Origin of the sequence: Elizabethkingia miricola (assembly GCF_001675285.1) — a bacterium.
Lineage (GTDB): Bacteria > Bacteroidota > Bacteroidia > Flavobacteriales > Weeksellaceae > Elizabethkingia > Elizabethkingia miricola.
Genome location: NZ_LSGQ01000005.1, coordinates 145,114 through 157,822, shown reverse-complemented (window position 1 = coordinate 157,822; position 12,709 = coordinate 145,114). Strand labels below are relative to the sequence as shown.

Sequence of the window (12,709 nt, the reverse complement as noted above, 5' to 3'; positions counted from 1 at the left end):
TTACAAAACTTTTTTTGAAGGTTTTTTCAGTCATCTTCATTACCTCTACTCCGCTACAACAGTCCTTTTATTAACCATTTTTGCGTGGGCAAAACTAATAAATTTTATTAACATGACCAAATCTTTTTTCTAAAAAATTTTAATCGATTTTTTCGTCTCAATTATCTCCTGCTCCCCTCACAACTCTCATTGTTTAGGACTGCAAAAGTAGAAAAACTTTTTAGAACGACAAAGACTTTTTTGAAAAAGTTTTTAGTATCCTTATTTGTTTATGATCTCTGCGCTTACCTTGATTAAAAAGGTGACTACAAAGATAGGGCAACTACTCTATAAAAAACAAATCAAATTGATTGGTTTAGACCAAATGTGTATATCTTATATACTCAAACAAGCTATATACAAAGGTTTACAAAGTTATCCCCAGTTATCCACAATGAGCTAACTACCCAATAAGGTTATTAAACAGCAGCTGATCATTATTAAGATAGGTATATTTCAACATATTCTGATCCATCCTTTTTTTCAGATTTTCAAAGTCTTCAGGGGCTTCTACCTCAATACCTATTACCGCAGGGCCACTTTCTTTATTATTCTTTTTAGAAAACTGAAAGTAGGTAATGTCATTATTCTCTCCCATAATATTGGTAACAAATTCTTTTAAGGCACCAGGACGCTGAGGAAATTCCAAAACAAAGTAGTGTTTCAATCCTTCATATAATAAGGAACGCTCTTTTATTTCCTGCATTCTGTCGATATCATTATTGCTGCCACTAATTATACAAACTACATTTTTACCTTTTATTTCCTCTTTAAGCTGATCAAGTACGGCTACCGAAAGTGCTCCGGCAGGCTCAACTACAATTGCATCCTTATTATATAGCTGTAAAATAGTAGTGCACACTTTCCCTTCAGGAACCAATAACATATCATCCAGATTCTGGCTGCATATATTATAGGTAAGCTCTCCGACTTTCTTTACGGCTGCCCCATCTACAAATCTATCTATTGAAGGAACTTCTTTCGGCTGTTTTTCTTTCAGCGCTAAAGTCATGGATGGAGCACCTTCTGGTTCAACTCCTATAACTTTTGTCTCCGGACTTACGGATTTCACCAATGTACTTATGCCGGCACACAAACCTCCGCCTCCGTTTGGAACAATAATATAATCTATATTTTTCAGATCTTCATACAATTCTACACCTACAGTCCCCTGCCCTTCGATAATTCGTTCATGATCAAAAGGCGGAATAAATACCATTCCTTTCTCTTCAGTGTAAATTTTAGCTGCTGCTGCACAATCATCAAAAGTATCACCAGTCAGAATAATCTCGATATTGGAATCTCCAAACATTCTGGTCTGGTCAATTTTCTGTTTTGGTGTAATACTTGGCATAAATATCACTCCTTTCACTCCCATTCTGTTACAGCTATAAGCAACCCCCTGCGCATGATTTCCTGCACTGGCACATACAACTCCTTTTTTCAGCTCATCCGCAGATAAAGATTTCATCATATTATAGGCTCCTCTTAATTTATAGGAGCGTACAACCTGAAGATCTTCTCTTTTCAGATAAACATTACAATTGTATTTCTTCGAAAGATTCAGATTAAGCTGAAGGGGGGTATGGATCACAACATCTTTGACTCGTTGTGCTGCTTCTGAAAAATTTAAATTCATCATCATTATATATACTTAAACTTAAGTTTCATTTTTGTTATACATATATATAAGGTATACCTTATATATATGTATAAAGTTTCATTATAAAACAATCCCTCTCCCATTACAGGAGAGGGATCTTATTATTTATTGATAATTATACATTCTGGTTTTCCGGGCGAAGGCTACGAACAGCCTTACCTGCCTGCCACATTTCGCTTTGCTGAAGATCCGCTAATTCCTGATTTAGCTTCTCACGGTAGTCCGTTTGTGAGTTACTGTCAATAGAACGCTGAGATTCTTTTCCGGTTGCCACACTTTCATATAGCTCTTCGAATACAGGCTTGCTTGCATCTCTGAATTTCTTCCACCAGTCTAAAGCACCTCTTTGAGCAGTTGTAGAACAGTTTGCATACATCCAGTCCATACCATTTTCTGCTACTAATGGCATTAAAGACTGTGTTAGTTCTTCAACAGTTTCATTAAATGCTTCTGAAGGAGAATGTCCATTGGCTCTTAGCACTTCGTATTGCGCAGCAAAAATCCCCTGGATAGCTCCCATTAACGTCCCTCTTTCTCCTGTAAGATCGGAGAAAACTTCTTTTCTGAAATCTGTTTCAAACAAATAACCACTACCTACAGCAATACCTAATGCTACTACGCGGTCTTTAGCTTTACCTGTAGCATCCTGATAGATTGCATAAGAACTGTTAAGCCCTCTTCCCTGAAGGAACATACGACGCAATGACGTTCCCGAACCTTTAGGTGCTACTAAGAACACATCTACATCTTTTGGAGGAACAATTCCTGTTTGCTCATTGAAAGTAATTCCGAAACCGTGGGAGAAATATAATGCTTTACCTGGTGTTAAATTCTTTTGTACTGTTGGCCACAACTCTATTTGTGCAGCATCGCTTAATAAATAGCAGATAATAGTACCTTTCTCTAGTGCTTCTTCGATTTCGAATAATGTTTCCCCAGGAACAAACCCGTCTGCAACAGCTTTATCCCAACTTTTAGAATTTTTACGCTGTCCAACGATAACATTAACACCATTGTCTTTTTGGTTTAGTGCCTGCCCAGGCCCTTGTACTCCATAACCGATAACAGCTACCGTTTCATGACTAAGTACCTCTCTTGCTTTTTCTAAAGGAAACTCTTCTCTTGTTACTACCTTTTCTTCTACTCCTCCGAAATTAATTGTTGCCATTTTTATTAATTTTTAATGTTTTATATTATTTATAGTTGTTTAATTACATTGTGAAAACCTTCTCGTTTTCATTTAAGAATTCATTTTCCTGAACTTCTTCGCCAGGTTCTTTTGCCTCAAATTCTTTAATTTTTTTGTGAAAACCTTCGCTTTTTTTAATGATTGCAATGCGTGCACTGCGAACAAATTCTATGAGACCATAGTTTTCAAAAACTTTAATTAGCTTTTCCGTTTCTTCCTTGTGTCCGGTCGTTTCGAAAACAGTAAAATCTTCTCTGATCGCCAGAACCCGCGCTCCGTACTCACGTAACAGTCGTTCTACTACCATTTTTTCAGTAACCTGTTTAGTCGGAACCTTGAACAATGCCATTTCCTGCCATACAATTTCCTGGTCTGTATCATAATATGCCTTCAATACTTCTACTTGTTTTTCAATCTGGCGGCATAGTTTACGTACCACTTCTTCGGTCTCATCAATTAAAATAGTGAAACGGTGAATTCCGGGAATTTCAGAAGCTGATGTATTAAGGCTGTCTATATTGATTTTTCTTCTGGAAAATATGATTGTGATACGGGCTAATAAGCCTATCTGATCTTCGGCATAAACGGTGATTGTATATTGTTGTTTCATTTTTTTTGATCTTTATTGTTAAACTCTCATTGAAAACAAAGATTATTTCAATCTGATCTCTGCTACACTACATCCTTGCGGAACCATTGGAAATACATTATTTTCTTTTCCTACCATTACTTCTAGTAAATAAGAACCTTTATGCTCCAGCATCGTTTTCAATGCTGCCTTCAGATCAGCACGAACTTTAACAGAATTACCTTGAATTCCATAAGCTCCGGCTAATGCTACAAAGTTTGGACTTGTAATATTTACAGATGAATATCTACGGTCATTAAATAGCTCTTGCCATTGTCTCACCATCCCAAGGAATTCATTATTCAGAATCAATATTTTAACATCTATATCATATTGCATAATAGTACCCAGTTCCTGTAAAGTCATCTGAAAACCACCGTCTCCTGCAATAGCTACTACAGTTCTGTCAGGAGCTCCATATTTAGCACCGATAGCTGCAGGAAGTCCAAATCCCATTGTTCCTAAGCCACCCGAAGTAATATTAGAACGAGTTTGATTAAACTTTGCATAGCGGCAAGCTACCATCTGGTGCTGACCAACATCTGTTACAATAACAGCATCTCCATTGGTAAGTTCATTCAGAGCTTCCAGAACTTCTGCCATGGATAATACTTCTCCTTCAGGATTTTTTTCCGGTTGTATGCATTGCTTTTCTTCTTCAGCTTCATACTTTCTGAATTCAGCAAGCCATTCGCTATGATCATTACTTTTTATAAGCTTAGTAAGAAGAGGTAAAGTTTCTTTACAATCGCCCCAAACCGGAACGGTAGTTTTTACATTTTTATCTACTTCGGCAGGATCTATATCCAGATGAATCACCTGTGCCTGTTTCGCATATTTGTCCAATCGTCCTGTTACACGGTCGTCGAAACGCATGCCTATAGCAATTAAAACATCACATTCGTTTGTTAAAACATTTGGTCCGTAATTACCATGCATTCCCAACATACCAACTCCTAACGGATGATCAGTAGGAATTGCACTCTCCCCCATAATAGTCCATGCAGCCGGAAAATTGCCTTTTTCAATAAAATTGAGAAAGTCTTTTTCTGCTTTTCCAAGAATGACTCCCTGTCCAAAGATTACAAATGGCTTTTTAGCCTCATTAATAATTTCAGCGGCCCTCTCGATATACTCATTTCTTACAATTGGCTTCGGACGATAACTGCGTAAATGATCACACTTCGTATAGCCCGGATATTCAAATTGTTGCAATTGGGCATTTTTTGTAATATCTATTAGTACAGGTCCTGGTCTTCCGGAACGCGCGATAAAGAATGCTTTTGCTAAAACCGCTGGCAGCTGTGTAGCATCAGTTACCTGATAATTCCACTTGGTAACTGGCATAGTTACATTGATTACATCAGTTTCCTGAAATGCATCTGTTCCTAAAAGATGTGCAAATACTTGCCCGGTAATACATACAAGTGGTGTTGAATCTATCTGAGCATCAGCCAATCCGGTTACTAAATTGGTTGCACCCGGACCGCTAGTTGCAAACGCAACACCCACTTCTCCACTCGTACGGGCATATCCCTGCGCTGCATGAATCCCGCCTTGCTCATGACGTACTAAAATATGCTTTAGCGTATCCTGAAAGTCGTACAATGCATCATAGATTGGCATAATTGCTCCTCCGGGATAACCAAAAATAGTATGTACACCTTCAGCAACTAATGCATCCAATAGAGCCTGAGAACCGGAAATTGTATCTCCTTCTTTAAATAAGTTTTTACTTTCTGTTTGTATTGTTTTATTTTGTATCTGAGTCGTTTCCATAGTTGTATTTTTGAATCGTCCGTGATTAATCTTCGTCTGTTACACATCCCTGCGATGCATCTTTTACCAGTTTAGCATATTTATAAAGCACTCCGCTGGTCACTTTTAGTTTTGGCTGCTGCCAGTTTGCTCTTCTTTGTGCAATTTCCTCATCAGAAACTTTTAGTGTAAGGCTATTGTTCACAGCATCAATTTCAATAATATCATTATCTTCCACTAATCCGATCAGGCCGCCATCAAAAGCTTCCGGTGTAACATGTCCGACGACAAATCCATGAGTACCGCCGCTAAATCTTCCGTCAGTGATCAGTGCAACAGACTTTCCTAATCCTGCACCAATAATAGCTGATGTCGGCTTTAGCATTTCCGGCATTCCCGGTGCCCCTTTCGGTCCTTCATTTTTAATGACCACCACATCTCCGCTTTTCACTTTTCCAGAAGAAATCCCTTCTATTAGTTTTTTCTCTCCATCGAAAACCCTTGCAGGGCCTTCAAATTTTTCTCCTTCTTTGCCACTGATTTTAGCAACACTTCCTTTTTCTGCAAGATTTCCGTATAAGATTTGCAGGTGTCCTGTTTTCTTTAAAGGATTTTCAAGCGGATAAATAATATCCTGTTCTTCAAAATTCAGATCCGGAACATCTTCAAGATTCTCAGCAATTGTTTTTCCGGTAACTGTAAGACAACTTCCGTCTATAAGTCCTTCTTTCAGCAAATATTTCATTACTGCCGGTACTCCACCTTTTTTATGCAGATCTTCCATTAGGTATTTACCACTAGGTTTAAAATCTGCCAATACAGGAACTCTGTCACTAATTTTCTGGAAATCATCCTGAGTAAGAGGAACTCCCACACTTTTGGCCATTGCCAAAAAGTGTAGTACAGCATTTGTACTTCCGCCCAGAACCATAATCACGGTAATTGCATTTTCGAAAGCTTTACGTGTCATAATATCGCTTGGCTTGATATCTCTTTCCATCAGGATCTTGATATATTTACCTGCGGCTTCACATTCTTTCTTCTTTTCATCACTTAGTGCAGGATTACTACTGGAATATGGAAGGCTCATTCCCATTGCTTCAATTGCAGATGCCATTGTATTTGCGGTGTACATTCCTCCACATGCTCCAGCTCCCGGACAACTATTTTTCACAATTCCTTTGAAATCTTCTTCATCCAGCTGGCCAGCAATTTTCTGTCCCAAAGCTTCGAATGCAGAAACGATATTCAGATCCTGTCCTTTGTAATGCCCCGGAGCAATTGTTCCACCATAAACCATAATGGACGGGCGATTCAATCTTCCCATAGCAATAATAGAACCTGGCATATTTTTATCACATCCCGGCACTGTAATTACAGCATCATAGTACTGCGCACCACAAACTGTTTCAATAGAATCCGCGATAACATCTCTGCTTACCAATGAATAACGCATTCCGTCTGTACCATTACTCATCCCGTCGCTTACACCAATTGTATTGAAAATCAATCCGACCAGATCATTCTCCCATACGCCGTATTTCACATGTTGTGATAAACCATTCAAATGCATATTACACGGATTCCCGTCATATCCCATACTTACAATCCCGACTTGTGCCTTTCTTAAATCATCATCTGTTAAGCCCAAAGCATATAACTGAGCTTGTGCTGCCGGCTGTGTTGGATCTTGTGTAATTGTCTTTGAATATTTGTTTAGTTCCATTACTTACTTATTATTTAATTTTTTGTTCGCTTTTGTTATTCGATTTTATCCATAAAAAAAGCGGCTTCCTCTTGAATCGAGAAAGCCGCTTTTGCTTTTATAAGTTATACCTACTTACTTAAACACATATCGCCCCGATCCAAAACTTTTGTTCTGAATAATAATGACAATAATATTAATGACTAATCTCGCCACGAGTGTTTAATTATTTAAGTAAGATTTATTTTTAGGTTTTGTTGGGACAAAGGTAGGAGGTTTTTTGGAATAACCAAATATTTTTTCAGAAATTTTGAATTTTAATTTTCACGAACACTTGTTAGATTTGATAAATCATTGACACAAAACAAGTGAATTAATTAACAATTACACAATAAATAAGCCAGAATAATATAGTATGCGTATTTATAAATAAAAACTAATTATGGATAAGGCGTCAGTAGTAGTATATTGAAAATCAGATTCTAAATTCACGTAGAAATGAATATTGTCTGAAACTATTGTGAATATAAAAGACTATATTTTATAGATTTTTATTAAAAATTCATCAATTTAATAAATCGTTAAAGACGATGTTTGTCTGAATCAGGTACAAATCCTGGAGGAGATGGATAAAATATTACTGTTATGAGATAGTATTCCTCCGGAATACTTACTTTTTGATACATCTTTTTTACACAGATCAGGCTCCTCCGGAGCATCTTTCAGATTTCTCATATTATAGTAGTTCATCATAACTAATGATAAGCTCCATCAGGAGCTTTATCTCTATAGATTATAATTATAAATATTCACAGCGTTCCGGAGGAACGCTATCTTGATCAGGGTCGTGAACATAATTCAAATGAAAAATCAATATTTCAAACACGCAAAGAACTGAAAGCAGATTGTTTTCAGTCGTAATATCTGGGACAAAAAAAATTGATATTAAAAACTTAACCGGATGTTAAGCTTATTTCTTAACAGGATTCTGTAAGTTTTGTAGTTTCTTGAACAGGAATAGGTAAGCCAGATAGCCTATTAAAGCACCTGTTGTATCGGCAACAACATCTAATCCTTCCATTGCCCGACCCAATCGCATTTCATCCTGAAGAATTTCAGTAAGAAATGCAAAGCATAGCATGATTTGGATATAAGTAAAGAATTTTAGTTTTGGGAATGAGAAACTTAGTAAAAATCCTAATCCGGCAAATACTCCCATGTGTGCTACCTTATCAAAATAAGGGAACATAAACCAATGTTCGCTTTCTTCGGAACCCGGTCTAAGTAGTAAATAAGTAAGAAATGCCCAATAAATGGGCAAAATCTTACGGGATATTTTAGATATCTTATCCAATTATATTCTGATAATCCTCAGCAGAAAGTAATTCTGAAGTATCGGCATCAGCAGCTATCTCAACTTTAATAACCCATCCTTTTCCGTATGGATCCTGATTTACTAATTCCGGAGCGTCTTCTAATTCAGCATTGAATTCGATTACTTTTCCAGCGATAGGCAAGTAAAGATCGGAAACAGTTTTTACAGCCTCAACAGATCCGAAAACCTCACCTGAAGCAAGATCATCATCTACTGAATCTACATCAACAAAAACGATATCTCCTAATTCGCCTTGTGCAAAATCTGTAATACCGATAACAGCAACATTGCCATCAATTTTTACCCACTCGTGGTCTTTAGTGTACTTTAATTCTGAAGGAATATTCATTTTAATTTTTATTATTTGTCAAATTTAATTCAAAAAATGCATGTTGCAAAATTTACAACACCATAATCCGCTAAATTTTAAAGGAGTTACGCTGGCAGATTATGGATATAGAACATTTACAATGTATTAAATACTTTTCAGTATTTGTTTTACAAGTGTTTCAACATTGATCTCCGGATCGGCTTTTATTATTTTATCTGCTATCTTTTCAGACATTTTACGGGAGATACCCAGAACTTCCAATGCCGAAAGGGCCTCTTCTTTTATCTTATTGTCTACAGTATTATTCAGAGATGCTTCATTCACATCACTATATTTCAACATTTTATCTCTCAGATCAACAATAATTCTTTCTGCTGTTTTAGCACCAATTCCTTTTACTTTTTGCAGAACAACACTTTGATTATTCAGTACAGCACTGGCAATATCAGGAATCTCAAGAGATGAAAGTAAAATTAAAGCTGAGACGGCTCCCACTCCATTTACACTGATTAGCAAATTGAAAACTTCTTTTTCGGTAAGTGTACTGAAACCAAAAAGCAACTGAGCATCCTCTCTGAAAATTTGTTGGGTATAAAGGAAAGCCTCATTCCCTTGTAAGAGTTTCTGTGAAGTCTGCAGGCTGATTCCTACATAGTAACCAATACCATTAATATCCAGAATAGCATATGTAGGTGTAAGCTCGTGCACTTTCCCTCTTAGAAAATTAATCATCTTTGTTCAAAAATTTTTATAAATATAAAGTTATTATCCTGAAAACAAAAAGCATCTTTCCAATGGAAAGATGCTTTTATACAAATATATTCAGATTATTTGCTTTCTCTTTTTTCTTTGATCTGTGCATCCAACACAGCAATTGTAGCAAGATTAACAATCTCATCTACACTTGAGCGCATCTGTACAATATGAACAGGTTTGTTCAATCCCATTAAGATTGGCCCGATTGTCTGAGAAACCTTCATACCTCTGATGATTTTGTATGAAAGGTTTGCAGATTCCAGATTAGGGAAAACAAAACAGTTTGCCGGAGTTTCACCTAATTTAGAGAATGGGTAATCGCTTAAATGATCACTGTTCATCGCAAAGTCAGGCTGAATTTCTCCATCAACAACCATTTTTGGATATTTCTCATGAAGAATCTGTACTGCTTTTGCTACTTTTTTAGAAGTTTCAGAGTATCCTGAGAAGTTTTCAAAAGATAACATCGCAATTCTTGGCTCTATTGCCAATGATCTCACTGTATGATCCAGCATTCTTGCAATATTTACAAGATCTTCGGAAGTAGGGTCCTGTATAATAGATGTATCTGCAAAGAAGTATTGTTTCTTGTTTGCAAGAATCATCATCATAGCTGAAACTTTGCTTACACCATGATCTTTATCTATTACCTCTAAAACAGGCTTTAATACTGTAGAATAGTTTTTAGAGAACCCAACAACAAGAGCATCAGTATCTCCATGACGAAGCATTAACGGACCGAAATAGTCTCTGTTTCTTACAAATCTCTTTGCTTTGTACTCATTAATACCTTTTCTGTTACGAAGATTCCAAAGTGTTTCTCTGTATTTTTTTCTGTTATCTTCCTGATCATCTGCATTAGGATCTACAATTGGAAGGTCTATATCGATACCGAATTTCTTTTTAGCTTCTTCAATAAGTGTTTTATCACCTAAAAGAATTGGCTTGGCAATACCTTCTTCAGCAAGAATCTGAGCTGCTTTTAGTACATTATATTCTTCAGCATTTCCTAGAGTAACTCTCTTCGGATTGGATTTAGCACGATTCTGCATCATTCTCAGAAGCTTCTCGTCCTTATTCATTCTGTCGATCAGACTATTTTCATAAGCTTCGAAGTCTTCAATAGGTTTAGCTGCTACACCACTTTCCATAGCTGCTTTTGCAACAGCAATAGAAACATCTGTTAGCAATCTGTTATCAAACGGCTTTGGAATAAAATATTCTCTACCAAAGCTAAGGCTCTTAGCATTGTAAGCTAACACCACCATTTCCGGCACAGTTTTCTTAGCAATTTCTGCAATTGCATAAACTGCAGCAATTTTCATCGCTTCGTTAATTGCTGTAGCCTGTACATCTAATGCACCACGGAAAATATAAGGGAACCCTAATACGTTGTTTACCTGATTAGGAAAATCACTTCTTCCGGTTGCCATGATAACATCCTTACGAGTTTCCTGCGCCAGGTTATAATCGATTTCAGGAGTTGGATTAGCCAAAGCAAAAACAATTGGATTTTCTTTCATAGAAAGCAACATCTCCGGAGACATTACATTTCCTTTAGAAAGACCGATGAAAACATCAGATCCTTTTACAGCATCTTCTAATGTTTCGATATCTGTTTCTACGATGAAATCTAATTTTTCAGGAGTAAGATTTGTTCTCTTGTGATTGATTACTCCTTTGGAGTCACACATTAGAACATTTTCCTTTCTAAGTCCCATTTCAATATAAAGTTTGGTACAAGCAATAGCTGCTGCTCCTGCTCCGTTTACCACAACTTTTACTTCTTCAATTTTTTTATCAGCAATTTCTAAAGCATTTAGTAAAGCCGCTGCAGAGATAATCGCAGTACCGTGCTGATCATCGTGCATTAAAGGAATGTTTAATTCTTCCTTTAGTCTCCTTTCGATTTCAAATGCTTCCGGTGCTTTAATATCTTCAAGATTAATACCTCCGAAAGTTGGTGCAATTGCCTTAACTACCTGGATGAATTTCTCAGGATCTTTTTCATTGATCTCGATATCGAAAACGTTGATGTCTGCAAATATTTTGAACAAAAGCCCTTTTCCTTCCATTACTGGTTTTGAAGCCTCTGCTCCAATATCACCAAGTCCTAATACAGCAGTACCATTAGAAATAACAGCAACCAGGTTTCCTTTACCTGTATAGTCGTATGCTTTGGAAACATCATGGTGAATTTCCATACATGGTTCTGCTACACCAGGTGAATACGCCAACGACAAATCTCTTTGTGACGCGTGGGGTTTGGATGGTATTACTTCGATTTTGCCTTTCGGTTCGGCCTTATGATAGTCGAGAGCCGCCTGCTTCAATCTTTCTTGATCTCGTTGATTCATTAATTCTTTTTTTATTATTTTAAAGTTGGAAAGATGTGATCCACATGGTATTGTACCAGGTTAACGATCGGACGTTGCACAATTATTCCAAAATTCAGATTATATTGAGCTGTAACAGTTTTCAGGATATCTCCATATACATAAGCAATGGAACCGATAAAACTAATTTCAGCATCTTTTACTTCACCATAAGGCAAAAGCTGGAACTCTACATAGTTTTTGAATTCTTCATAAATAAGATTCTGGATAAACGGATGTTCTTTCCATTTAGCTACAAACTTATTAAACTCTGCAAAGTATGCATTTACCATAGTATTTTCATGATACATTTTCTGCAGAAGCAACTCTATGTTTAGTTCAGGATATTCTTTTATAAACTCGCGTTCTAGCGATGGTGGTAATTTTTTCATGAAGAAGTTCTTCACAATACGTTTTCCCATAGAGCTTCCCGCACCATCATCCCCAAGAAGGAATCCTAATGAAGGTAATTCTACTTTAATATCTTTTCCGTTGAAGTAACATGAGTTGGAACCAGTTCCTAGAATACAAACCATTGTAGGCTTTCCTCTGTAAACAGCATAGGCTGCTCCTAAAAGGTCTTCTTTAACAAGAATATCTGCTTTTGTAAAAACTACCTGAAGTTGTTCCTGTACAATGATACAATTCTCTTCTACACCACAACCTGAACCATAAAAAAACACATATTTAATGTCATCTTTTATCTTTTCAAGGTCTTCATTTTTGTTGATTTCTACAGGAATTAAATGCGCTGCTGTATTATTGGGATTGAATCCTTTAGTTGTTGTTCTCAGGACTTCTTCTCCCGAAGCTTTAAGAATCACCCAGTCGCATTTAGTAGAGCCACCGTCTACAATTGCTATCATGTATAAAATTTTTAAGACGCTAAA

10 protein-coding genes are annotated in these 12,709 nt (G+C 36.7%); all 10 read right to left on the bottom strand.

Annotated features, from left to right (window positions below):
* Positions 1-442: 442 nt before the first annotated feature.
* Positions 443-1,684: a threonine ammonia-lyase IlvA gene (ilvA, locus tag ATE49_RS07805; RefSeq protein WP_059156431.1), complete on the bottom strand. Its 1,242-nt coding sequence runs from the start codon at positions 1,682-1,684 to the stop codon at positions 443-445.
* 133 nt (positions 1,685-1,817) lie between these two features.
* The gene (gene ilvC, locus ATE49_RS07800) at positions 1,818-2,870 is read right to left on the bottom strand and encodes a ketol-acid reductoisomerase (RefSeq protein WP_034870744.1); all 1,053 of its coding nucleotides are present in this window, start codon (positions 2,868-2,870) and stop codon (positions 1,818-1,820) included.
* A 43-nt stretch (positions 2,871-2,913) separates the two neighbouring features.
* Positions 2,914-3,501, bottom strand: a complete 588-nt coding sequence (gene ilvN / locus ATE49_RS07795; RefSeq protein ID WP_021346995.1) for an acetolactate synthase small subunit — start codon at positions 3,499-3,501, stop codon at positions 2,914-2,916.
* Between the two features lie 42 nt (positions 3,502-3,543).
* On the bottom strand, positions 3,544-5,298 hold the full coding sequence (ilvB, locus tag ATE49_RS07790) for a biosynthetic-type acetolactate synthase large subunit (protein WP_065081699.1): 1,755 nt from the start codon (positions 5,296-5,298) through the stop codon (positions 3,544-3,546).
* A 25-nt stretch (positions 5,299-5,323) separates the two neighbouring features.
* Positions 5,324-7,003, bottom strand: a complete 1,680-nt coding sequence (gene ilvD, locus ATE49_RS07785) for a dihydroxy-acid dehydratase (protein WP_059346039.1) — start codon at positions 7,001-7,003, stop codon at positions 5,324-5,326.
* A 949-nt stretch (positions 7,004-7,952) separates the two neighbouring features.
* The gene (locus ATE49_RS07780) at positions 7,953-8,336 is read right to left on the bottom strand and encodes a VanZ family protein (protein WP_081278432.1); all 384 of its coding nucleotides are present in this window, start codon (positions 8,334-8,336) and stop codon (positions 7,953-7,955) included.
* Positions 8,329-8,706: a glycine cleavage system protein GcvH gene (gene gcvH / locus ATE49_RS07775; RefSeq protein ID WP_034870741.1), complete on the bottom strand. Its 378-nt coding sequence runs from the start codon at positions 8,704-8,706 to the stop codon at positions 8,329-8,331. Before gcvH ends, ATE49_RS07780 begins: the two co-directional genes overlap by 8 nt.
* A 126-nt stretch (positions 8,707-8,832) precedes the next feature.
* Positions 8,833-9,420: a Holliday junction branch migration protein RuvA gene (gene ruvA, locus ATE49_RS07770; RefSeq protein WP_065081698.1), complete on the bottom strand. Its 588-nt coding sequence runs from the start codon at positions 9,418-9,420 to the stop codon at positions 8,833-8,835.
* 95 nt (positions 9,421-9,515) lie between these two features.
* Positions 9,516-11,801, bottom strand: a complete 2,286-nt coding sequence (locus tag ATE49_RS07765) for an NADP-dependent malic enzyme (RefSeq protein WP_065081697.1) — start codon at positions 11,799-11,801, stop codon at positions 9,516-9,518.
* Between the two features lie 14 nt (positions 11,802-11,815).
* Complete coding sequence (locus ATE49_RS07760) at positions 11,816-12,685, bottom strand: BadF/BadG/BcrA/BcrD ATPase family protein (RefSeq protein WP_065081696.1); 870 nt, start codon at positions 12,683-12,685, stop codon at positions 11,816-11,818.
* Between the last annotated feature and the right edge of the window lie 24 nt (positions 12,686-12,709).